17 protein-coding genes, 2 tRNA genes, 5 pseudogenes and 1 other annotated feature are annotated in these 21,559 nt (G+C 65.4%); of the genes and pseudogenes, 14 read left to right on the forward strand and 10 right to left on the reverse strand.

The features are described 5' to 3' along the window. The first annotated feature begins 16 nt into the window (after nucleotides 1-16). The 7 genes and pseudogenes from YS110_01165 to YS110_01195 all read left to right on the forward strand — a co-directional run bounded on the left by YS110_01165 (nucleotide 17) and on the right by YS110_01195 (nucleotide 6,072). The gene (locus tag YS110_01165) at nucleotides 17-721 is read left to right on the forward strand and encodes a conjugal transfer protein TrbF (GenBank protein ID UJB63471.1); all 705 of its coding nucleotides are present in this window, start codon (nucleotides 17-19) and stop codon (nucleotides 719-721) included. Then, nucleotides 718-1,722, forward strand: coding sequence for a P-type conjugative transfer protein TrbG (gene trbG, locus YS110_01170; protein UJB63472.1), 1,005 nt, complete (start codon nucleotides 718-720; stop codon nucleotides 1,720-1,722). Before YS110_01165 ends, trbG begins: the two co-directional genes overlap by 4 nt. Nucleotides 1,723-1,724: 2 nt before the next feature. Further along, entirely contained in the window at nucleotides 1,725-3,005 is a 1,281-nt protein-coding gene (locus YS110_01175; protein UJB63473.1) for a TrbI/VirB10 family protein, read from the forward strand. Continuing rightward, entirely contained in the window at nucleotides 3,002-3,262 is a 261-nt protein-coding gene (locus YS110_01180; protein ID UJB63474.1) for a DUF2274 domain-containing protein, read from the forward strand. Before YS110_01175 ends, YS110_01180 begins: the two co-directional genes overlap by 4 nt. A gap of 94 nt (nucleotides 3,263-3,356) precedes the next feature. Then, nucleotides 3,357-4,094, forward strand: coding sequence for a type IV toxin-antitoxin system AbiEi family antitoxin (locus tag YS110_01185; protein ID UJB63475.1), 738 nt, complete (start codon nucleotides 3,357-3,359; stop codon nucleotides 4,092-4,094). Further along, a complete protein-coding gene (locus YS110_01190; protein UJB63476.1) occupies nucleotides 4,091-5,011 on the forward strand; it encodes a nucleotidyl transferase AbiEii/AbiGii toxin family protein in 921 nt (306 codons plus the stop codon). Before YS110_01185 ends, YS110_01190 begins: the two co-directional genes overlap by 4 nt. A gap of 152 nt (nucleotides 5,012-5,163) precedes the next feature. Further along, nucleotides 5,164-6,072: pseudogene (locus YS110_01195) on the forward strand (IS110 family transposase). Nucleotides 6,073-6,441: 369 nt separating this feature from the next. On the opposite strand, the pseudogene YS110_01200 reads toward YS110_01195, so the two are convergent. Both YS110_01200 and YS110_01205 read right to left on the reverse strand, forming a co-directional pair. Beyond that, nucleotides 6,442-6,822, reverse strand: a pseudogene (locus tag YS110_01200) (transposase). A 141-nt stretch (nucleotides 6,823-6,963) separates the two neighbouring features. Continuing rightward, nucleotides 6,964-7,098: pseudogene (locus tag YS110_01205) on the reverse strand (AlpA family phage regulatory protein). A gap of 58 nt (nucleotides 7,099-7,156) precedes the next feature. Here YS110_01205 and YS110_01210 point away from each other — a divergent pair. The 3 genes and pseudogenes from YS110_01210 to YS110_01220 all read left to right on the forward strand — a co-directional run bounded on the left by YS110_01210 (nucleotide 7,157) and on the right by YS110_01220 (nucleotide 8,989). Further along, complete coding sequence (locus YS110_01210) at nucleotides 7,157-7,705, forward strand: transposase (protein UJB63477.1); 549 nt, start codon at nucleotides 7,157-7,159, stop codon at nucleotides 7,703-7,705. Beyond that, nucleotides 7,702-8,034, forward strand: coding sequence for an IS66 family insertion sequence element accessory protein TnpB (tnpB, locus tag YS110_01215; GenBank protein ID UJB63478.1), 333 nt, complete (start codon nucleotides 7,702-7,704; stop codon nucleotides 8,032-8,034). The genes YS110_01210 and tnpB overlap by 4 nt, the downstream gene beginning before the upstream one ends. A 65-nt stretch (nucleotides 8,035-8,099) precedes the next feature. Beyond that, nucleotides 8,100-8,989: pseudogene (locus YS110_01220) on the forward strand (IS66 family transposase). A 48-nt stretch (nucleotides 8,990-9,037) separates the two neighbouring features. Here the strand turns inward: YS110_01220 and YS110_01225 are convergent. The 6 genes and pseudogenes from YS110_01225 to YS110_01250 form a co-directional block, all read right to left on the reverse strand. Next, nucleotides 9,038-9,645, reverse strand: a pseudogene (locus tag YS110_01225) (IS3 family transposase). Continuing rightward, nucleotides 9,251-9,367: a sequence feature (AL1L pseudoknot), on the reverse strand. It overlaps the preceding pseudogene by 117 nt. 244 nt (nucleotides 9,646-9,889) lie before the next feature. Then, nucleotides 9,890-10,648 carry a 3-hydroxyacyl-CoA dehydrogenase gene (locus tag YS110_01230; protein ID UJB63479.1) on the reverse strand — a complete coding sequence of 253 codons (759 nt, stop codon included), beginning with the start codon at nucleotides 10,646-10,648 and terminating at the stop codon, nucleotides 9,890-9,892. 94 nt (nucleotides 10,649-10,742) lie between these two features. Continuing rightward, nucleotides 10,743-11,792 carry an extracellular solute-binding protein gene (locus YS110_01235; protein ID UJB63480.1) on the reverse strand — a complete coding sequence of 350 codons (1,050 nt, stop codon included), beginning with the start codon at nucleotides 11,790-11,792 and terminating at the stop codon, nucleotides 10,743-10,745. 122 nt (nucleotides 11,793-11,914) lie between these two features. Further along, a tRNA-Asn gene (locus tag YS110_01240) sits at nucleotides 11,915-11,990 on the reverse strand. A 51-nt stretch (nucleotides 11,991-12,041) separates the two neighbouring features. Then, a tRNA-Asn gene (locus YS110_01245) sits at nucleotides 12,042-12,117 on the reverse strand. A 56-nt stretch (nucleotides 12,118-12,173) separates the two neighbouring features. Then, the gene (locus YS110_01250) at nucleotides 12,174-12,596 is read right to left on the reverse strand and encodes a YbaN family protein (GenBank protein ID UJB63481.1); all 423 of its coding nucleotides are present in this window, start codon (nucleotides 12,594-12,596) and stop codon (nucleotides 12,174-12,176) included. A gap of 74 nt (nucleotides 12,597-12,670) precedes the next feature. Between YS110_01250 and YS110_01255 the strand changes: the two genes are divergently transcribed. The 3 genes from YS110_01255 to YS110_01265 all read left to right on the forward strand — a co-directional run bounded on the left by YS110_01255 (nucleotide 12,671) and on the right by YS110_01265 (nucleotide 13,920). Further along, complete coding sequence (locus YS110_01255; GenBank protein ID UJB63482.1) at nucleotides 12,671-13,210, forward strand: peptide deformylase; 540 nt, start codon at nucleotides 12,671-12,673, stop codon at nucleotides 13,208-13,210. A gap of 84 nt (nucleotides 13,211-13,294) precedes the next feature. Further along, nucleotides 13,295-13,567 (forward strand): hypothetical protein, encoded by a 273-nt coding sequence (locus tag YS110_01260; GenBank protein ID UJB63483.1) that lies wholly within the window; start codon nucleotides 13,295-13,297, stop codon nucleotides 13,565-13,567. Nucleotides 13,568-13,584: 17 nt separating this feature from the next. Next, nucleotides 13,585-13,920 (forward strand): hypothetical protein, encoded by a 336-nt coding sequence (locus YS110_01265; protein ID UJB63484.1) that lies wholly within the window; start codon nucleotides 13,585-13,587, stop codon nucleotides 13,918-13,920. Between the two features lie 5 nt (nucleotides 13,921-13,925). Here the strand turns inward: YS110_01265 and YS110_01270 are convergent, their stop codons facing one another. Both YS110_01270 and map read right to left on the reverse strand, forming a co-directional pair. Beyond that, nucleotides 13,926-16,511, reverse strand: coding sequence for a [protein-PII] uridylyltransferase (locus YS110_01270; GenBank protein ID UJB63485.1), 2,586 nt, complete (start codon nucleotides 16,509-16,511; stop codon nucleotides 13,926-13,928). Between the two features lie 7 nt (nucleotides 16,512-16,518). Beyond that, complete coding sequence (gene map, locus YS110_01275) at nucleotides 16,519-17,334, reverse strand: type I methionyl aminopeptidase (GenBank protein ID UJB63486.1); 816 nt, start codon at nucleotides 17,332-17,334, stop codon at nucleotides 16,519-16,521. 113 nt (nucleotides 17,335-17,447) lie between these two features. On the opposite strand from map, the gene purL reads away from it, so the two are divergent. After that, nucleotides 17,448-21,479, forward strand: a complete 4,032-nt coding sequence (purL, locus tag YS110_01280) for a phosphoribosylformylglycinamidine synthase (GenBank protein UJB63487.1) — start codon at nucleotides 17,448-17,450, stop codon at nucleotides 21,477-21,479. The last annotated feature ends 80 nt before the right edge of the window (nucleotides 21,480-21,559 follow it).

Raw genomic sequence — 21,559 nt, forward strand, 5'->3', positions numbered from 1 at the left:
TTCAAGGAGAACACCCATGCGATTCAAACGACCGCAGGTGCGCTACGCCGACACGCCGCAGCCTGCCACCCCTTATCAAGCCGCTGCCCAGGTGTGGGACGAGCGTATCGGCTCGGCGCGTGTGCAGGCGAAGAACTGGCGGTTCATGGCCTTCGGCTGCCTGGTGCTCGCGCTGCTGATAGCCGCCGGCCTGGTGTGGCGCTCGGCGCAGTCCATCGTGACGCCTTACGTCATCGAGGTCGATCAGGCCGGACAGGTTCGCGCCGTGGGCGAGGCCGCCACGCCGTACCGGCCCGCCGATGCGCAGATCGCGCACCACCTGGCACGCTTCGTCAGCCTGGTGCGCTCGCTGTCCATCGACCCCATCGTCGTGCGGCAGAACTGGCTCGATGCCTACGACTACACCACCGACCGGGGCGCGGCCGTGCTCAACGACTACGCCCGCACCAATGATCCATTCGCTCGCATCGGCAAGGAATCGGTGACGGTGCAGATCACCAGCGTGGTGCGTGCCAGCGACACGTCTTTCAACGTGCGCTGGACGGAGCAACGGTTCGTCAATGGCGCACCCGCTGGCACCGAACGCTGGAACGCCGTGCTTTCCACCGTCCTGCAAACCCCGCGCACCGAACAGCGCCTGCGCAAGAACCCGCTGGGTATCTACGTCAACGGCCTGTCGTGGAGCCGCGAACTGGATTTTTCCGAAGGAGCCAAGCCATGAACCTGCCTTTCCGCTTTCACGCTTTGCCGTTGATCCTGCTGGCCTCAACGGTTCTGTTCTCGGGCTGCGCCTCGCAGGGCAAGCCGCCGCCGACCATCTCACTCGATGAGCCAGTGCTGGCCCAGCCGCTGCCCGAACCGCCCGCGCCGATTGAAGTCGTCGCCGTCCCCGAACCGCTGGCGTTGCCGGCGCAGTTGAAGCCGCTGCCGGAGGTCGATGCGGCCCCGGCTGCGCCGGAGCCAGCCGACGAGAAGGTACGTGTTTCCCGTGCCAACGCCGAGGCACGCATCGCACCCACACGCGAGGGCTACGTCAATGCGATCCAGGTGTGGTCTTTCACCGATGGCGCGCTTTATCAGGTCTATGCCTCGCCGGGGCGCGTGACCGTGGTTTCGCTCCAGCCGGGCGAGGAACTGGTGACGGTCGCCGCTGGCGATACCGTGCGCTGGATCGTGGGCGACACGTCCAGCGGCAGCAGCGACGCGCTGCGCGTCAATGTGCTGGTCAAGCCCATCCGCTCGGGCCTGAAAACCAATCTGGTCATCACCACCAGCCGGCGCACCTACCTGCTGGAGCTGACCTCAACGGAAAAGGCATGGATGGCCTCGGTATCCTGGGACTATCCACGCGACCGGATGCTGGCCTTGCAGCGCCAGTCGCAGGCGGCCAGCGCCGCCGCGCCAGTCGATACCGGCCTGGCGCTGGAGAAGATCCGCTTCCGTTACGCGGTATCGGGCAGCAACCCGCCGTGGAAGCCGCTGCGTGCCTTCGATGACGGCGAGAAGGTCTATATCCAGTTTCCGGCGGGCATTGCCCAGGGCGAGCTGCCGCCGCTGTTCGTCATCGGCGTGCAGGGCGACGGGCAACTGGTGAACTATCGTTTCCGCTCGCCGTATTACATCGTGGATCGCCTGTTCGGCGCGGCCGAACTGCGGCTGGGCGGCGATGGCGGCGACGTGGTGCGGATCGAGCGCACCGATGGCGTGGCGCGGAGGAACTGACCATGAGCCAGGATGACACTCCCGACCTCGCCGCTCCGCCGGTGGGCAAGGTGGCGCCCGAGGCTGTGGCACTGCGTGCCCAGCCGCGTCCGGTCACGCGCCTGAACCGGCGCACGCTGGCCATCCTCGCCGGCGGCCTGTCGGTCGCCGTTCTTGGGGCCACGATCTGGTCGCTGCAACCGCAGCGGCGCGGTACGGGCGAGCAAACCGAGCTTTACAACGTCGATCGCGTCTCGAAGTCCGAAGGGCTGGATGCGCTGCCGACGGACTACTCGAAGCTGCCGCCAGCCTTGCCGCCCGATGTGCCCGAGCTGGGGCCGCCACTGCCGGGCGATCTCGGCCCGGCCATCGTGAAGTCGCAGCAGCCGGTGACAGCCGCCTACGCGGCTCCCGGCCACGACCCGAACGATGCGCTGCGCAAGGAAGCCGAAGCTGCCGCAGCATCGTCCGTGTTCTTCCGCTCGGGTGCGCAGGCGGCCGCGCCGGTCGCACAGTCGCAGGCCGCCACTGCGCCGGGCTTCGCCGCCAATGCGGCGTTCGACCCGATGGCCGCCGGGCCGGCCTCGACGGCGGCCCAGCCTGCCGATCCGACCGCCGTGCAGAACCGGCAAGACCAGAAGGAGGCTTTCCTGAAAGGCGGCTCTACGGAAACCCGCAATTCCGGCAACCTGACCCTGCCGGCTTCGCCGTATCAGGTCATGGCCGGAACGGTGGTCGCCGGAGCGCTGGTGACGGGCATCAAGTCGGACTTGCCCGGCGACGTGATCGCCACTGTGACAGAGCCGGTCTATGACACGGCCACCGGGCGTTTCCTGCTGATCCCGCAGGGTTCGCGCATCCTGGGCAAATACAACAGCCAGGTCAGTTACGGGCAGAGCCGCGTTCAAGTCGTCTGGAATCGGATCATTCTGCCGGACACGTCTTCGTTGACGCTCGACAATCTGGCCGGCGCAGATCCGGCCGGCTATGCCGGCCTGGAAGACGATGTGGACTACCACTGGGGCCGCATCTTTGCCGGTGCGGCGCTGACGACCCTGCTGGGCGTTGGCGCCGAGCTGGCCGCGCCGGAGAATCGACAAGATGGCGATCGCGTCATCATTGCCGGGCGTGACAGCTTACAGGACACGGTGAATCAAATCGGCCAGGAAGTGACCCGGCGCAACCTCAACATCCAGCCCACCTTGACCCAACGGCCCGGCCTGCCGGTGCGGATCATCGTCAACCGCGACTTGGTGTTACGGCCGTACCAGCCGCTGTTCTTCAATCGGGGGACTTCACGATGAGCACAACCAAGAAGCTGCGGCTGGGGCCGCTGCCCAAGACCGAAAGCGTCAAGCTCACCTTTGCCTGCCCGGCCAGTCTTAAAACCGACCTCGACCGCTACGCGGCCATGCACGCGCAGACCTACGGCGAGGCGGTCGATGCGACGACGCTGGTTCCGTATATGCTGGAGGCATTCATCGCGGGGGATCGGGGATTCCGGCGGGGCAGGGGAGACGACACCCGATCGTCTTCCCGCGCGGTGGCGCCGAAGGGGTGATATCTTGAATATGTTGCCGTTGTCGTATCTAAACTACGACTGGATGCGCCATATCAAATTGACTTTCGCTTGGAAAAGTTGTAAAAGTCGTAGTATGGCTACGACTAATTCAAGCAAACTAAACACGCTCTACACCCGGCTGGCACCGGGAACGCCGCTGACCTCGGAGGACTTGGCGACGCTGGGCATCTCTGCCGACCTGGCCGTTCACTATGTCCGGGCGGGTTGGCTCACGCGCCTGGCGCGGGGGGTGTTCTGCCGTCCGAACGATCCCCCGGCGCTCCATCCCAGCCTGCTGCTGTTGCAGCGCCAATTCGAGGGGCTGCACGTCGGCGGCAAGTCGGCGCTGGACTGGTACGGTGTGCGCCAGTACGTGTCGCAGCAGCCGGTGCTGCACCTGTATGGCTGGAAGGCTGCGTCCTTGCCAGACTGGTTCACCGAACGCTTCCCGGCCGAGTACCACCGCAAGCGGCTGTTCGATGAGCAGCCGGAGACCTTGCTGCATGTCGGCCCGTTCGAGCAGCGCAGCGGGGCGCCGCAGGTGTCGGCACCGGAGCGCGCGTTGCTGGAATTGCTCAGCGAAGTTGGCGTGCGCCAGCCCTTGCAGGAAGCCCGTGAACTGGTGGAGAGCACCTATAGTCTGCGTGCCAATGTGCTGCGCGAACTGTTGCAACGTTGCACGAACGTCAAGACTGTGCGGCTGTGCCTGCAACTCGGCCGTGAGGCGTCGCTGCCCTGGGCAGCCAAGCTCGACCCGGCCGCGCTACCGACGGGTAGCGACCGGCCCTGGGTGTCCCGGTCGTCCGACGGCCTGCTGGTGCTCAAGCCATGAACCAGACCTATCTCGATACCGCGCGCCTGCTGACGCAGGTAGCGCCGCTGGTGTTCGTAGACGACACCTTCGCACTGAAGGGCGGTACGGCAATCAATCTGTTCGTGCGCGACATGCCGCGCTTGTCGGTGGATTTGGATTTGGTCTTTCCCGATCACACGCTGCCGCGCGACGAGGCACTGGCGCACATCAACGAGGCTATTCGACAAGCGGCTGAGCGGTTGAAGAAGCGAGGCTTCCAAACGCATGCGCCTGCTGCGGCAGCAGGGGAGACCAAGCTGCTGGTGCGTCGTGGCTCGATTCAGGTCAAGGTCGAAGTCAACTTCGTCATGCGCGGCACCGTGCAGCCGGTGCGCCGCGCTTCGCTGACGGCGATGGCTCGCGACCTGTTGATGGCCGATCTGGAGATTCCGGTGGTGTCGCTGGAAGATGTGTACGGCGGCAAGCTGGTGGCGGCGCTTGATCGGCAGCACCCGCGGGATCTGTTCGACGTGATGCAGCTCTTTGCACACGAGGGCATCACGCCCGGCATCCGGCGTGCCTTCGTGGTCTATCTGGCCAGCAGCAATCGGCCGATCCATGAAGTGCTGTTCCCGCCGCTGCGGGACATCCGGCATGACTACGAGCACAACTTCCAAGGCATGACGGCCGAGCCCGTGCCGCTCGATGCGCTGCTTGCTGCCCGCGAACGCATGGTGCGCGAAATCCAGCAAGGCTTGAACGACAGCGAGCGACGCTTCCTGCTGTCGCTGGCCGCCGGTACACCGGAGTGGTCATTGCTGGGCATCGCGCATCTCGAACACCTGCCGGGCATCCGCTGGAAGCTGCGCAACCTGGCGCAGTTGCAGAAGACCGATGCGAAGAAGTTTTCCGAGCAGGCCGACTTGCTCGCCACGCGACTGGCTGCGGTATCCTAAGCGCTGATTGATGATGAGCCGATGCCGCGTAACCCCGCGCCAGCAAAGGATCTGTTTCTCTGACGGTAAAAGCGACGGTAGAGGCCCATGTCGATCAACGCCAATCCCTTTAATCACCCGGACTTGCGTGAGCTGTTGATGATCGAGTGGGACTCATCGCCGCCTTGCCCCCGTGCCTGATCGGCATGGAAGCGTGCTCCGGCGCACACCACTGGGCCAGGGAATTCGACAAGCTCGGCCACACCGTGCGCCTGATGGCCCCCAAGTTCGTCGCCCCCTACCGCCTCTCGGGCAAACGAGGCAAGAACGATGCCGCCGACGCTGCGGCGATCTGCGAAGCTGTCACCCGGCCCCAAATGCGCTTCGTGCCCCTCAAGACCATTGAACAACAAGGCCAGTTGATGGTGCACCGCGCCCGCCAGGGCTTCGTGGAGCAGCGCACCGCCACCCTCAACCGCATCCGGGGCCTGCTGTCGGAACTCGGCATTGTGCTGCCCTTGAAGGCAGCCACCGTGCGGCGCGAAGCACTGGCTTGCCTCGAAGACCTGCCCGGCTGGGCCAACACCGTCATCGGCGACCTGCTCGGTGAAGTCACCCGGCTGGATGAACGCATCGCTCAATACGACCGCCACATCGCCTTCATGGCCCGCCACAGCACACAGGCGCAGCGGTTGATGCAACTGGGCGGCATAGGCCAGACCACCGCCATGGCCCTCATCAGCACCGTGGGCAACGGCCACGACTTCGCCTGCGGGCGCAGCTTCAGCGCTTGGCTGGGCCTGGTGCCCGGGCAATACAGCTCGGGCGGCAAACAGCGCCTGGGACGCATCACCAAGGCCGGAGACGCTTACCTGCGCAGCCTGCTCGTGATGGGAGCGCGGGCCGTGCTGGCTGCCGCCATGAACCCCCGAGCGCCCAAGCAAGACCCCATCAGCCGCTGGGCGCGCAGCGTGGCCGAGCGGCGGGGCTACTGGCGCGCGGTAGTGGCGATAGCCGCCAAGAACGCTCGAATGTGCTGGGCGGTGCTGCAGCGGGGAGAGGGCTTCAAGATGCCCGCCTGAGCCGATCAGGCCAAGCAAGACAAACAACGCAAGCAAGACAAGCCCGACAGATCAGGAATCCGCCGCGTGAAGGCAGTCGTTGATGTGCAAAAGGTTGGACCTGCGCTGGGGAATGCTCGGTTAACTGGAGGGGAGCCATGGGAGAGATCCCAAGACCCGACTAACGAATGGAGCCCCCGGCGCGCGTCTTTCATCAGGGTTTGCTGTCAACAGAATAGGCAGCGCAATGACCGTTTGTAGTCACGCCGTCCGCACCGTTTGCCAAGAAGCATCGACGCACTGCACGCGCAAGGCTGGGAACTGAGCTGAAACCGTTGAAAACCATGCCTGGGTCTATCGCTGCGCGATAAACACAGGGGGGAAGTATTGCTTGTGAATGTGGGGAAGCCCTTGTAGTTCGATAGTCTTGAGGGGTACGAAGCGCATTTGGGGCAGGGTGACGGCTTCGCAGATGGCCGCAGCGTCGGCAGCATCGTTCTTGCCACGTTTGCCCGAGAGGCGGTAGGGCGCGACGAACTTGGGGGCCATCAGGCGCACGGTGTGGCCGAGCTTGTCGAATTCCCTGGCCCAGTGGTGTGCGCCGGAGCACGCTTCCATGCCGATCAGGCACGGGGGCAAGGCGGCGATGAGTTCCAGCAGTTTGTCTCGGGCCACGCTGGGGCGCACCAGGACAGGTTTACCAGCAGCATCCACGCCGTGAACGGCGAAGACGTTCTTTGCCAGGTCGATTCCTACGGTTACGATGGTCATGGACTTCCCCTTCCATAAAACAAGCGTGTTGATGAGAGATCGCACTTCCCATCGTGGCACTTGGTTGCCGTTCTGCGCAAATGCGCGCTGCGCTTGGGACGGGGAAGTCCCTTTCATTCGCGAGGCTTGCTTGCGGGCCTCGATCCAGGCCTCGACCTCCTCCAGATCCCAGACGACGCAGCGGGCAGTAAGCCGGAAGCGTCGTGGGAATTCTCCGCGCTGCTCCATCTCGTAGATCGTGGTCTCGGCAAGGGGGTATCCGTCCGGCCAACCCATCTACCCCGATCGAGGCATTGCAAGCACCATCGTGTCCACGTAAACCATCGTGCACACCATGTCTCAAGACATCCCCACTTCGCGCTACTCAGTCCCTCGCACACGCCGGGTCTACAGCGCGCAATTCAAGGCCGAGCTGATTGCCACCTGCCAGCAACCCGGCGCATCCATTGCCGCCACGGCACGTCAACATGGCATGAATGCCAATGTGCTGCATCGCTGGCTCAGGGAGCATCGCCTGGGTCTGCATCAGGCCGCCTCCAATACCGCCCATGTTGCTGCGCCCAGCAGCGCCCCTGCCTGCGTCGATGCGGCTGTTGAACCAGTGGTCAATGCACAACCTGCTCGCACCCCGACGCATCAGGCCCATCCGGTGCTTGCCAGCACGGTGCCCGCCTTCATCGCGATGGCACTGGACCCGCAGGCGATGCACCCTCAGGCAGCGAATGCGCAAGCTGCCTCCAGTGCTGCATCGTCAACTCCCTCATCAGACATCCGCATCGAGTGCTGTCACCATGGCACCCGCGTGACGGTCAATTGGCCGGTGGCAGCGGCTGCCGAGTGTTCCCGCGCATTGCAGGGTTTGCTGCAGGTGCTGCGGCAATGATCCGCATCGACGCCGCCTGGCTTGCCACCGCCCCGCTGGACATGCGCGCCGGCACCGACACGGCCCTGGCCCGGGTGGTCGCCGTGTTCGGCGCGGCCCGTCCTCATCACGCCTATCTGTTCACCAACAAACGCGCCAACCGCATCAAGGTGCTGGTGCACGACGGCATCGGCATCTGGTTGGCGGCTCGGCGCCTGCACCAGGGCAAGTTCGTCTGGCCGGCAACCAGCAATGAGCAGTGGCAGTTGGAGTCCGATCAGCTCCAAGCCCTGGTGCTGGGCCTGCCTTGGCGACGCATGGGAGACGCTGGCGTCATCACCGTGGTCTGAAGCGGGTGTGCAATCGGTACATCTGCGCGTGAAAGCGCCGTGCCATCCTTGGCACACTGGCGCTGATGTTGATGCCGCCCCAATCCCTGGACGATCTGAGCGCAGAGCAACTGCGCGAGATGACCACGCGGCTGCTGGCCCAGTTGCGCCATAGCCAGGCCCTGAACGCCAAGCTCACCCACGAGAACGCGCTCTTGAAGCGCATGAAGTTCGCCGCCCAGTCGGAGCGCTTCAATGCCGAGCAGCGTAGCCTGCTCGATGACGAGATCGAAGCCGATCTGGCGGCCGTCGCCGTCGAGATTGAGCAGTTGCATGCGCGCCACTTCCTGGGCGACTGGAAGGGTGCGCTGATCTGCGACGACTTCGCAAGGCCTTGATCGCCAGTGGCGTGACCGAAGTTGGCTGCCTGGCGCACGCCCGGCGCAAGTTCTTCGATCTGCATGCGGCGAACAAGAGCCAGATCGCCGGCTTCGCGCTGGAGCAGTTCACCAAGGTCTATGACATCGAACGCGAGGTCAAGGAACTGAACGCCGATCAGCGCCAGGCGATGCGGCAGCAGCACACCAAACCACTGCTCGATGCACTGCACGATTGGATGCGGTTACAGCGGCAAAAACTGCCCGACAGCTCGGCCACGGCCAAGGCGCTGGATTACAGCCTGCGGCGCTGGACTGCGTTGACGCGCTTCGTTGATGACGGGCAACTGCCCGTGGACAACAACTGGATCGAGAACCAGATCCGGCCGATTGCGATGGGGAGAAACAACTGGCTGTTCGCCGGGAGCCTGCGTGCGGGCCAGAGGGCGGCGGCGGTGATGAGCCTGGTGCAGTCGGCGCGCATGAACGGACACGATCCCTATGCCTACCTGAAGGACGTGCTCACGCGCCTGCCCACGCACCGGGCCAGCCGGATCGAGGAATTGCTGCCGCATCGCTGGCAGAGCCCGAACTCCTGATCAATGCCTGTGCGACCGGCTGCGGTCAACATGGGATCGCCGGACGCTTACGCCCATGCAGCGCATCAGCCGCTCGACCGTGCAGCGGGCCACGGCAGTGCCTTCGCGTGCCAGTTGCCGCCACACCTTGTCGGCACCGTAGACCTGCATGTTGGTCTGCCAGACGCGCTGAATCTGCGGCATCAGCAACTCGTCGCGTTTGGCGCGGGCGCAGCGCCTGTGAGACTCACGCAGCAGCGCTGCATGGCGCCGGTAGGCCGACGGGGCAACCTGCAACACCTTGCAGAGCGGCTCGACCCCGAAGACATCGCGGTGCTGGTCGATGAAGGCTCTCACGACTTCAGTCGGCGGTCGAGCTCCGCCTGGGCGAAAAACGCGCTGGCCAGCTTCAGTATCTCGTTGGCCCGGCGCAGCTCCTTGTTCTCGCGCTTGAGCTCCTTCATCCGCTGCGCCTCGCTGCTCGTCACGCCCTCACGGGCTCCCGCATCGACCTCGGCGCGCTTGACCCATTCGTTCAAGGTCTGTGGCACGCAGCCAATCTTGGGCGCGATGGATTCAATGGCCGCCCACAGCGATGGGTACTCCCCGCGCTGCTCCTGCACCATCCTTACCGCGCGCTCGCGCACCTCGGGCGAGAACTTGTTCGACTTGCTCATGGCTCAATCCTCTCAGAGTGTTGAGCCTCCGCGGAAACCGGGGCGGTTCAGTTCGAGCAGGACTGGCTTGCCAATCAACCACGGCAAGCCAACTCATGAGATCAGCTATGGGATACGGATTCCAGGGGCAAGGTCAATTGCGCTCATGTGAAGTTAAGTCTATTGGCGCTCTTGAGCTCGCTGGCCCACCAACTTCGCATGCCAACGACTGCTGTTGACTGAAAACGGGATTGTTCAGGGCGGACTACTTAGGTGCCAGGCGAATGGCACCATCGAGACGGATGACTTCGCCATTGAGCATGTCATTTTCCAGGATGTGTTGCACCAGCTTGGCGTAATCCTCGGGCTTGCCCAGGCGGCTCGGGAAGGGGACGCCTGCAGCGAGTGCATCCTGTACTTCCTGTGGCATGCCGAACAGCATGGGTGTGCCAAAGATGCCAGGGGCAATCGTCATGTTACGGATGCCGTTGCGTGCCAGATCGCGGGCGATAGGTAGGGTCATGCCGACCACGCCACCCTTTGAGGCGCTGTAAGCCGCTTGACCAATCTGGCCGTCATAGGCCGCCACGCTGGCGGTCGAGATCAGCACGCCGCGTTCGCCCGTGGGTTCAGGATCGTTCTTGGCCATGGCCTCGGCAGCCAGCCTGATCATGTTGAATGTGCCGATGAGGTTGACGGTGATGGTCTTCTGGAACAGCGCCAGGGCATGCGCGCCGTTTTTGCCGACGGTTTTTTCCGCAGGAGCGATGCCGGCGCAATTGACCAGACCCATGAGTTTGCCCAGCGAAGTGGCCTTGGTCACGGCGGCTTGGCCGTCCGATTCGCTGCTGACGTCGCATTTCACGAAGGCGCCGCCGATCTCCTTGGCAACCGCCTCGCCTTTGTCAGCCTGCATGTCGGCAATGACCACAGTACCGCCCAACGCTGCCAATCTGCGTGCAGTGCCCTCGCCCAGGCCCGATGCGCCGCCCGTGACAATGAATATCTTGCCTTTGATGTCCATGGATTTGTCTCCTGTAAGTGACGTTGACGTAAACGTAAATTATGCGGCACAAAAAAGCCCGGCGGTGCCGGGCTGTGCATACTGGCCGTGGTTCTCAGGGGAGGCCAACGCGGTCAAGCATCTGTTGCACCTTGGTCATGTTCGCGCCCACGGCGCTGATTGGAATGGTTTCGCTCTTGAATGGCTTGCCGCCCGTCATGGACTTCAGGGCGGGGTTGGCCAGTTCAACGCCTTTGGCTGCCGGCCATTCGTTGTTGCCGTTGGCAAAATACTCTTGGGCTTCCGGGCTGGCAAGGTATTCCAGGAGCTTCACGGCATTGGCTTGGTGCTTGGCATGCCTGGCGACCGCGCCGCCTGCGATGTTCATGTGCGTTCCCCAGGATTGCTGGTTCGGGAAGACGACGGCCACCTTGTTGACCACCGCTGCATCTTCGGGTTTGGTCGAGCGCATCAGGCGGGCGAAGTAGTAGCTGTTGGTCACGGCGATATCGCATTCGCCTGCGGCCACGGCCTTGATCTGGTCGGTGTCGCCACCCTTTGGTGGACGTGCCAGGTTGGCATTTAGCCCCTTGAGCCAAGTTTCGGCTTTTTGCTCGCCCATGTGCTCGGTGATGGCTCCGAACAGACTCAGGTTGTAGGGGTGCGAGCCGGAGCGGATGCATACCTTGCCCTTGTTCTGGGGATCTGCCAGCTTTTCGTAGCTATCTACGTCCGCAGGGTTGACTTTTCCCTTGTTGTAGACGATCACGCGTGCGCGGGTGGAGAGGCCGAACCATGCGATGCCGCCGTCTGCCGTGGGCTGTGCGCGCAGGTTCGATGGAATGGCGTTCTCCAGTGCCTGCGAGCGGATGGGCTGGAACAGGCCATCCGTTTCACCGCGGTAGAGGCGGGCGGCGTCCACCAGAAGGATCACGTCCGCGGGGGATGCGCTGCCTTCGGCCTTGAGGCGCGCCAGGATGCCGGCGTCGTCAGCATCTACGCGGTTGATCTTGATGCCCGTGGCCTTGGTGAAGTTGCTGTACAGCGCCTCGTCGGTTGCGTAGTGGCGTGCCGAATACAGGTTGACGACTTGCTCTTGGGCATGTGCGCTTCCTAGGATAACCAGGGCGCAGGCCGAAAGCAGGGCCTTCTTGAAGGGTTGCATGGGCAGGGGTCTTTCTATGGTGAAAACCCGACAATGATAGGAAAAATGCGAATCGCTCGCAATGAAATGCCCTGCGTGACAAATAAAAAACCCATCTCACAAAAAGTGAGATGGGTTTTAAGTGGCTCCTCGACCTGGGCTCGAACCAGGGACCTACGGATTAACAGTCCGGCGCTCTACCGACTGAGCTATCGAGGAAAATATCGGTATTCGTCAATGCACCTGTGCAATTGCAGATGCTGCAAATTTTGGCTCCTCGACCTGGGCTCGAACCAGGGACCTACGGATTAACAGTCCGGCGCTCTACCGACTGAGCTATCGAGGAACAAGACTTAGATTATATACACAAAAATATTGCTGTCTCAGGAAAAGTGCGTGGCCTCATCCAGGTTCCGGACGGAACCATAGCCAAGTCAACACGCTGCCCATGCAAAGAAGGGCCACCGCCCGGGCCCACGCGGGCGCCGACGTGAGCAGCAAAACCATGGCGCATAGGGCCATCATGCCCGTGGCGCTCCACTTCGCGCGGCGGCTGACGCGGCCGCCTTGGGCCCAATCGCGCAGCATGCTACCGAACAAAGGGTGCGTCCACAGCCAGGCATGAATACGTGGCGAACCGCGTGCGGCCGCCCAGCCTGCCATCAGAATGAATACGGTGGTTGGCAGTCCCGGCAGGAAGATGCCGATGACGCCCAATGCCAAGCACAGCAGGGCGAAGAACAGGTACAGCCAGCGCACGACGACCGATGCCGACAGGCTTGTGGCAGGGGGCTCTGGCTGCGGGGGCGCGAGAGGGGTGTCCATGGGCGGGATTGTGCATCCAGGTATTGGTGGCTGGGCTAAACCGGTATGCTGAATGCTGTCTTTGCCGTACCACTATGACTGTTCACACGATTTTGAAAATGGGGGATTCGCGCCTGCTGCGCGTGGCCCAGCCTGTCACGGCTTTCGATACCACTGCGTTGCATGGTTTGGTGCGTGACATGCTCGACACCATGCGTGCGGCGAATGGGGCCGGATTGGCCGCGCCACAGATCGGGGTGGACTTGCAGCTGGTGGTGTTCGGCGCGCCACGGCCCAATCCGCGCTACCCTGGCCGGCCCCTGGTACCACCCACGGTACTGGCCAATCCAGTGATCACGCCGCTGGGGGCTGAGGAGGAGTCGGATTGGGAAGGGTGCCTGTCCGTTCCCGGCTTGCGTGGCTGGGTGCCCCGCTGGACGCGCATTCGCTACCAGGGCTTCGATCCCTATGGCGATCCCATCGACCGGGTGGTGGACGGATTCCATGCCCGTGTGGTGCAACATGAGTGCGACCATTTGCAAGGCGTGCTCTACCCCATGCGGGTGCGGGACTTCGCGCGCTTTGGCTTCACCGAGGTGCTTTTTCCTGACGGAAGCATGGCTGAAGACGATTGACCAATGCACCGTCCAGCGGCAAAAGCCTTTACTTTTGCGCTCTCCTGGCGGACGATTCGACCATGACACCCGCAGGAGCAAGCCATGGCTGTCGAATCAATCAGCTTCACCACCACCAGCGCGCAGTCCGTACCCCAGTCCGCCGCAGAGCGTGAGAACCCGCGGCGCGCGGGGTCTTCGCCGCAACAGGCGCCTGAGTCTTCGCAGTCATCGACCGTGCGCATCAGCCAGCAGGCGCAGGAGTTGGCCGCCCGCGATGCCGAGCGTGTCGATTCCGCCCGCATGCAGGAGCAGGAAGCGGTTCAGCAGATGGCATTGCTCAATGGGCAAGTGCGCCGCGCCTATGGCGCGGACTGATCCAGGGAGGCATCACCATGGCCGTTGCCATTGCTCCCCTTGCTGCTGCACGCCCCTCCTATCAGTTGCAGTCGGCCCAGCGCGAAGCGCGGCAGGCGGAACAGACGGCGCAAAACCTGCGCCGCCAGGCCGATGAGGCCCAGCGCAGCGCGGATCAGGAGCAGGATCGCGCCGACGGGCTGCAAGTGCAGGCCGATGATGCATCCACGCGCTGGGACAGTGCGCGCAGCGCCTTGAATACCGTCCAGGCCAGCACCAGTGATGCGGTGCGTTTGCGCCCGGCGCCAGCGCAGGCGCCTTTCATGAACACATCCGGCCATGCGACTGGGGTGCTGCTGAACGTTCTGGCCTGAAGGCGTCAAGCCTGCACGGCCAGCGCCTGTAGCAGTTCGGTTTCGATCTGGATCTGGCGCGCGCTGCTTTGCAGCTCCGGGCCCTGGATCAGGAAGCTGTCCTCTACCCGCTCCCCCAGTGTGCTCACCTTGGCCAGTTGCACGCTTAACTGGTGCCGCGCCAGGATGCGGGCCACGAGGTAGAGCAGGCCCGTGCGGTCGGTGGCGGAGATGGTCAGTACCCAGCGCTGGGCCTTTTCGTCGGGCCGCAGCGAAACGCGCGGCGCCACAGGGAAACTCTGCACGCGCCGCGACATGCGCTTGCGCCGCGGCTCGGGCAGCGGCGCGTCCGAAGCCAGGGCCTGGGCCAGGTCGTTCTCGACCATGTGCGTGAGTTCCCGGTAGTGGTTCGGCATCGACGGCGTGATGACCTGGAAGGTGTCCAGCGCGTAGCCGTTGGTGGTGGTGTGGATGCGTGCGTCCAGAATGGAAAACCCCGCGCGGTCGAAGTAGCCGCAAATGCGCGCGAACAGGTCGGCTTGGTCCGGCGCGTAGACCAGCACTTCCAGGCCCTCGCCCGCCAGCGACAGGCGCGCACGCACGATGGGTGCCGGTGCACCGACATGACGCGACAGGTGCCGCGTGTGCCATGCGATGTCGGGCGCTTCGTGGCGCATGAAATAGCTCAGGTCGAGTGTTTCCCACAGCCGCTTGTGGGCCTCGTGCGGCAGTGCGCTCAGGGCCAGCAGGATCAGGGCTTCGCGCTTGCGCGCCTCGATCTCGGCCGCCGCATCGGGGGCCCTGCCGCCCAGCACGCGCAGCGTGGCGCGGTACAGGTCTTCCAGCAGCTTGCCTTTCCAGGCGTTCCAGACTTTCGGAGAGGTGCCGCGAATGTCGGCCACGGTGAGCAGGTACAGCGCCGTCAGGTTGCGCTCGTTGCCCACGCGGCGCGCGAAGGCGGCGATCACGTCGGGGTCGGAGAGGTCCTGTTTCTGCGCCACCTGGCTCATGGTCAGGTGCTCTCGTACCAGGAATTCGGCGAGCCGGGCGTCTTCGCCGGCCACGCCGTGCTGGCGGCAGAAGCGCCGCACCTCGACTGCGCCGATTTCCGAATGGTCGCCGCCCCGGCCCTTGCCGATGTCGTGGAACAGCGCGGCAAGGTACAGCAGCCATGGCTTGTCCCAGCCGCCCGCGAGCTGCGAGCAGAACGGGTACTCGTGCGCGTGCTCGGCCATGAAGAAGCGCCGCATGTTGCGCAGCACCATCAGGATGTGCTGGTCCACAGTGTAGACGTGGAACAGGTCATGCTGCATTTGCCCGACGATGCGCCGGAACGGCCAGAGGTAGCGCCCCAGCACCGAGGTCTGGTTCATCAGCCGCATGGTGCGGGTGATGCCCTCGGGCTGCTGCAGGATCTGCAGGAAGCACGCACGGTTGGCCGGGTCGCGGCGGAAGGCGCCGTCCATCACGCCGCGCGTGTTGTAGAGCGCGCGCAGCGTGCGTGCCGACAGGTCCTTCAGGCCCGGCGTGCGCTCGTAGAGCAGAAAGGTTTCCAGGATGGCCTGCGGCGCGCGCTGGTACAGGTCGTCGCTGGCCACCTCGATCAGTCCGCCCTTGTCGAAGAAGTGCGCATTGATCGGGCGCAGCTCCTGCGTCGAGGGGGCCAGGCGCGCGGCGATGCCCTGCAGCAGGATCTGGCTCAGCTGCGTCACCGCCTTGGCGGCCCAGTAGTAGCGGCGCATGAGCGCCTCGCTGGCGCGCATCTGCAGGCGCTTGCCGTCCGGCGTGAAGCTCGACTGGTAGCCGAACGATTCGGCGACGGCCGTCTGCAGATCGAACACCAGGCGGTCTTCGTGCCGGCCAGCCAGGGCGTGCAGGCGTGCCCGGATGAGAAACAGCAGGGCTTCGTTGCGCTCGATCTGGCGCAGCTCGAACGGCGTGGCCAAGCCGTTGGCGGCCAGTTCGCGCCAGCTCTTGCCCAGGCCTGCCGCCTGGGCCACCCAGAGCACGATGTGCAGGTCGCGCAGGCCGCCGGGGGATTCCTTGCAGTTGGGCTCCAGCGCGTAGGGGGTGTTCTCGTACTTGGTGTGGCGCTGGTTCATCTCCAGCGTCTTGGCCACCAGGAAGGCCTGCGGGTCGAGCTGGGCGTTGAAGTCGGTGCGCATGCGCTGGAACAGTGCGCCGTCGCCCGCCACCAGCCGGGCTTCGAGCAGCGCGGTCTGCACCGTGACATCCTTGGCCGACTCGGCCAGGCATTCGGGCACGGTGCGCACGCTGGAGCCGATTTCCAGCCCCGCGTCCCAGCAGTGGCCAATGAAGGCCGCGATGCGTTCGCGCAGCGGCTCGTCGGCCTCCTCGGGCAGCAGCACTAGGACATCGACGTCGGAATAGGGAAAAAGCTGCGCCCTGCCATAGCCGCCCACGGCAACCAGGGCCAGCGTGCCGGGCAGTCCGGCGCGCTGCCACAGGCATTGCAGCAACTGGTCGGCCAGCAGCGAGAGCTGGCGCAACAACCGCCGGGCGCTGCGGGTGGAGCGGCCCTGGGTCAGGGAGGCCACGAGCGCCGCCTTGTCGCTGCGGTAGCGGCTGCGCAGGGGCTCCAGCGTATTCATGGGCTGTTCAGGTGCGGGTGGTCTGTACGAACGGCGGCAGCGGCGGCGAGCCGGCCGAGAGCGTGAGCACCTCGTAGCCGGTTTCCGTCACCAGCACGGTGTGTTCCCACTGGGCGGAGAGGCTGCGGTCCTTGGTGATGATGGTCCAGCCGTCCTTGCCCAGCTCCTTGATGTCGCGCTTGCCCAGGTTGAGCATGGGCTCGATGGTGAAGGTCATGCCCGGCACCAGCGTCTCGCCCGTGCCCGGTCGGCCGTAGTGCAGCACCTGCGGTTCTTCGTGGAACTTCTTGCCGATGCCGTGGCCGCAGAACTCGCGCACCACCGACAGGCCGTTGCCCTCGGCGTACTTCTGGATGGCGTGGCCGATGTCGCCCAGGCGCGCGCCGGGCTTGACCTGCTGGATGCCCAGCCACATGGCGTCGAAGGTGAGGGCGCTCAGGCGCTTGGCGGCGATCGAGCATTCGCCGATGAGGAACATGCGGCTGTTGTCGCCGTACCAGCCGTCCTGGGTGATGACGGTGACGTCGACGTTGACGATGTCGCCCTTCTTCAGCGGCTTGTCAGAGGGAATGCCGTGGCACACCACATGGTTGACCGAGGTGCACAGGTGCCCCGGGTAGGGCGGGTAGCCCGGCGGCTGGTAGCCGATGGTGGCCGAGCGCGTGCCCTGCTGGGCCATGCACTCGGCGCCGAGGCGGTCGATTTCGAGGGTGGTGATGCCGGGCTGGATGTGGGGTGTGATGTAGTCCAGCACTTCCGAAGCCAGGCGGCAGGCCTCGCGCATGCCTTTTATGTCTTCGGCGGACTTGGTGGTGATGCTCATGGGGGAATTATCCCACCCGCTTCCGGGACGTGCAGGGCGTGGGGCAAGCGCCGGGGACGGGCCGGTAAAATGGCGTGCTTCGCCTCTCCTACCCCTAGCCACAGGCCGCTACCGTGACCTTGCACCAGATTTCGTTTGCGGGGGGCAATGCCCTCAGCCCGTTCCGCGCCCAGCAACTCCAGAGCGCCCTTGCGGCCATCCATCCCAAGATCACCGGCATTGCCGCGCGCTTCGTGCACCTCGTGGCGCTGGATGCCGCGCCCACCGCGGCGCAGCAGGAGCGCCTGGGCGCGCTGCTGGCCTATGGCGACCCCTATGAAGGGCCCGAGGAGGGGCCGCTGCTGGTGGTCACGCCGCGCCTGGGCACGGTGTCGCCCTGGGCTTCCAAGGCCACCGATATCGCGCGCAACTGCGGCCTGGCCGTGCACCGCGTCGAGCGCATCACCGAATACCGCCTGGTGCTCAAGACAGGCCTGCTCGGCGGCCAACCGGAGGTGGATGCCGCGCAGATGCAGCAGATCGCGGCCCTGCTGCACGACCGCATGACCGAGTCCGTGCTGGCCACGCGCGCCGAGGCCGGGCAACTGTTCACCGCGCTCGACGCCCAGCCCATGGCCTTCGTGGACGTGCTCGGTGGGGGCAGCGCGGCCCTGGAAGCAGCCAACACCGCCTGGGGCCTGGCCCTGGCCGACGATGAGATCGACTACCTGGTGAACGCCTTCCAGGGCCTGGCGCGCAACCCCACCGACGTGGAGCTGATGATGTTCGCCCAGGCCAACAGCGAGCATTGCCGCCACAAGATCTTCAACGCCCAGTTCACCATCGACGGCGTGGCGCAGGAGAAAAGCCTGTTCGGCATGATCCGCCACACCGAGCAGGTGTCGCCCCGGCACACCATCGTCGCCTATGCCGACAACGCCTCCATCATGGAAGGCTCGCAGGTCGAGCGTTTCGTGGCAAAAATGGGCTCCAGCGCAGATGGGGCAAGCGCTGCCAGCTATCAAAAAACGAGCGCCACGCACCATGTGCTGATGAAGGTGGAAACGCACAACCACCCCACGGCCATCTCGCCGTTCCCGGGCGCCTCCACCGGCGCGGGCGGCGAGATCCGCGACGAAGGCGCCACGGGCCGGGGCTCCAAGCCTAAGGCGGGCCTGACGGGCTTCACCGTTTCCAGGCTCTGGGGCGGCCTGAGCGATGCGCCCGGCGGCAAGCCCGCGCACATCGCCAGCCCGCTGCAGATCATGACCGAAGGTCCGCTGGGCGGCGCGGCGTTCAACAACGAGTTTGGCCGGCCCAATCTGGCGGGCTACTTCCGCGAATACGAGCAGGACGTGGGTGGCGTCCAACGCGGCTACCACAAGCCCATCATGATCGCGGGCGGTCTGGGCGTGATCGACGCCGGGCAGACGAAGAAGATCGAATTCCCCGCCGGCACGCTGCTGGTGCAGCTCGGCGGCCCGGGCATGCGCATCGGCATGGGGGGCGGCGCGGCCAGCTCCATGGCCACCGGCGCCAACGCGGCGGAGCTGGACTTCGACTCGGTGCAGCGCGGCAACCCGGAGATCGAGCGGCGCGCCCAAGAGGTCATCAACCACTGCTGGGCGCAGGGCGCGGACAACCCCATCCTTGCCATCCACGACGTGGGCGCGGGTGGCCTCTCGAACGCCTTCCCCGAGCTGACCAACGACGCGGGCCGTGGCGCGCGCTTCGACCTGCGCGCCGTGCAGCTGGAGGAGTCGGGCCTGGCGCCCAAGGAAATCTGGTCCAACGAAAGCCAGGAGCGCTACGTGCTGGCCATCGCGCCCGCGTCGCTGGCGCAGTTCACGGCCTTCTGCGAGCGTGAGCGCTGCCCGTTCGCCGTCATCGGCACGGCGACGGAACAGCGCCAGCTCGTGTTGGAAGACACGGCCGTGGCCGAGGGCGCGCAGAAGTTTCCCGTGGACATGCCCATGGACGTGCTGCTGGGCAAGCCGCCCAAGATGCACCGCGACGTGAAGACCGTGCGGCGCCAGTTCGCGCCGCTCGACCTCACGGGCGTGCCGCTGCAGAAAGCCGTCATCGACGTGCTGGCGCACCCCACGGTGGCCAGCAAGCGCTTCCTCGTGACCATTGGCGACCGCGCCGTGGGCGGCCTCACGCACCGCGACCAGATGGTCGGCCCCTGGCAGGTGCCGGTGGCTGACGTGGCCGTGACGCTGGCCGATTTCAAGGGCTTTGCCGGCGAGGCCATGGCCATGGGCGAGCGCACGCCGTTGGCCGCCATCAACGCCGCCGCCTCGGGCCGCATGGCCGTGGCGGAAAGCATCACCAACCTGCTGGCCGCGCCCATCGAGCTGCCGCGCGTCAAGCTCAGCGCCAACTGGATGGCCGCTTGCGGCGAGCCCGGCGAGGACGCCGACCTGTACGCCACCGTCCAGGCCGTGGGCATGGAACTGTGCCCGCAGCTCGGCATTTCCATCCCCGTGGGCAAGGATTCGCTGTCCATGCGCACGCAGTGGCAGGACGGCGGCGCGCAGCGCAAGGTGGTTTCGCCCGTGAGCCTGATTGTCAGCGCCTTCGCCACGCTGGCCGATGTGCGCGGCACGCTCACGCCGCAGCTCGACGCCACCGAGGAAGACACCACGCTGGTGCTGATCGACCTGGGCAAGGGCCGCATGCGCATGGGCGGCTCCATCCTCGGCCAGGTGCTGAACCAGGCTGGCGACGAGGTGCCGGATCTCGACGACGCGCAGGACCTGGTGCGCCTGGTCGATGCCGTGAACGCGCTGCGCGCGCAGGGCCGCATCCTGGCCTACCACGACCGCAGCGACGGCGGGCTGTTCGCGGCTGCCGCCGAGATGGCCTTCGCCGGCCACGTCGGCGTGGCGCTGAACGTGGACATGCTCGTGACCGAGGGCGACGGCATCAGCGACAGCCGCATGGATGCGGGCGACGCCAAGAACTGGGCCGGCCAGATCGGCGCGCGGCGCGAGGAGCTGACGCTCAAGGCACTGTTCAACGAGGAGCTGGGCGTGCTGCTGCAGGTGCGCACGGCCGAGCGCAACGAGGTCATGCAGGTGCTGCGCGCGCACGGCCTGTCCAAGTGGAGCCATTTCGTCGGCAAGACGCGCCCCCAATGCTCCAGCATGGACATGGGCAAGGGCGAGCTGCAGGTCTGGCGCGACGCCAGGCAGGTGTTCGGCGCCGCGCTGGAAGACCTGCACCAGGTCTGGGACGCCGTGAGCTGGAAGATCTGCCAGCAGCGCGACAACCCCGCCTGCGCCGACGCCGAGCACGCCGCCGCCGGACTGGCGGGCGACCCCGGCCTGCACGTGCACCTGAGCTTCGACCCGCAGGACAACGTGGCCGCGCCGTTCCTGAACCTCGCACGCCCCCGCGTGGCCGTGCTGCGCGAGCAGGGCGTGAACTCGCACGTGGAAATGGCCTACGCCTTCACCGAGGCAGGTTTCGAGGCGCATGACGTGCACATGACCGACCTGCAAACCGGCCGCGCCGACCTGGCCGCCTTCCAGGGCGTGGTGGCCTGCGGCGGCTTCAGCTACGGCGACACGCTGGGCGCGGGCATCGGCTGGGCGCGCTCCATCACCTTCAACGAGCGCCTGGCGGCGCAGTTCCAGGGCTTCTTCGGGCGCGCCGACACCTTCGGCCTGGGCGTGTGCAACGGCTGCCAGATGTTCGCCGAGCTGGCCGACATCATCCCCGGCGCGCAGGACTGGCCGCGCTTCACGCAGAACCAGAGCAACCGCTTCGAGGCGCGCCTGTCGCTGGTCGAGGTGCTCGATTCGCCCAGCCTGTTCTTCGCGGGCATGGCGGGCAGCCGCTTGCCCATCGCCGTGGCGCACGGCGAGGGCTACGCCAATTTCCGCTTCCGCGGCAACCCGGACCAGGCCCTTGGCGCCATGCGCTACGTGGACCACCAGGGCCAGCCGACCGCGCAATACCCCTTCAACCCCAACGGCAGCGCCGGCGGCCTGACGGCGGTGACCACGGCGGACGGCCGCTTCACGGCCATGATGCCGCACCCCGAGCGCGTGTTCCGCAACATCCAGATGAGCTGGACCGACCTCGCCGCCAGCGGCGGCCGGGACGCGCTCAGCCCCTGGATGCGTATCTGGCGCAACGCGCGCAAGTGGGTCGGCTGATCGGAGATTGCTCCTGAAATAAGAGCTTCTAGCGCTTTCGGGGCAAGGGCTAGATGCCAATTTAATCACTATTTTCCAAG

This window comes from Acidovorax sp. YS12, from assembly GCA_021496925.1.
In the GTDB taxonomy this organism is placed as follows: domain Bacteria; phylum Pseudomonadota; class Gammaproteobacteria; order Burkholderiales; family Burkholderiaceae_C; genus Paenacidovorax.

Coding starts and splice junctions, on each gene's coding strand:
- YS110_01165 (UJB63471.1), top strand. CDS start 17: ATGCGATTCAAACGACCGCAGGTGCGCTACGCCGACACGCCGCAGCCT.
- trbG (UJB63472.1), top strand. CDS start 718: ATGAACCTGCCTTTCCGCTTTCACGCTTTGCCGTTGATCCTGCTGGCC.
- YS110_01175 (UJB63473.1), top strand. CDS start 1,725: ATGAGCCAGGATGACACTCCCGACCTCGCCGCTCCGCCGGTGGGCAAG.
- YS110_01180 (UJB63474.1), top strand. CDS start 3,002: ATGAGCACAACCAAGAAGCTGCGGCTGGGGCCGCTGCCCAAGACCGAA.
- YS110_01185 (UJB63475.1), top strand. CDS start 3,357: ATGGCTACGACTAATTCAAGCAAACTAAACACGCTCTACACCCGGCTG.
- YS110_01190 (UJB63476.1), top strand. CDS start 4,091: ATGAACCAGACCTATCTCGATACCGCGCGCCTGCTGACGCAGGTAGCG.
- YS110_01210 (UJB63477.1), top strand. CDS start 7,157: ATGTCTCAAGACATCCCCACTTCGCGCTACTCAGTCCCTCGCACACGC.
- tnpB (UJB63478.1), top strand. CDS start 7,702: ATGATCCGCATCGACGCCGCCTGGCTTGCCACCGCCCCGCTGGACATG.
- YS110_01230 (UJB63479.1), bottom strand. CDS start 10,648: ATGGACATCAAAGGCAAGATATTCATTGTCACGGGCGGCGCATCGGGC.
- YS110_01235 (UJB63480.1), bottom strand. CDS start 11,792: ATGCAACCCTTCAAGAAGGCCCTGCTTTCGGCCTGCGCCCTGGTTATC.
- YS110_01250 (UJB63481.1), bottom strand. CDS start 12,596: ATGGACACCCCTCTCGCGCCCCCGCAGCCAGAGCCCCCTGCCACAAGC.
- YS110_01255 (UJB63482.1), top strand. CDS start 12,671: ATGACTGTTCACACGATTTTGAAAATGGGGGATTCGCGCCTGCTGCGC.
- YS110_01260 (UJB63483.1), top strand. CDS start 13,295: ATGGCTGTCGAATCAATCAGCTTCACCACCACCAGCGCGCAGTCCGTA.
- YS110_01265 (UJB63484.1), top strand. CDS start 13,585: ATGGCCGTTGCCATTGCTCCCCTTGCTGCTGCACGCCCCTCCTATCAG.
- YS110_01270 (UJB63485.1), bottom strand. CDS start 16,511: ATGAATACGCTGGAGCCCCTGCGCAGCCGCTACCGCAGCGACAAGGCG.
- map (UJB63486.1), bottom strand. CDS start 17,334: ATGAGCATCACCACCAAGTCCGCCGAAGACATAAAAGGCATGCGCGAG.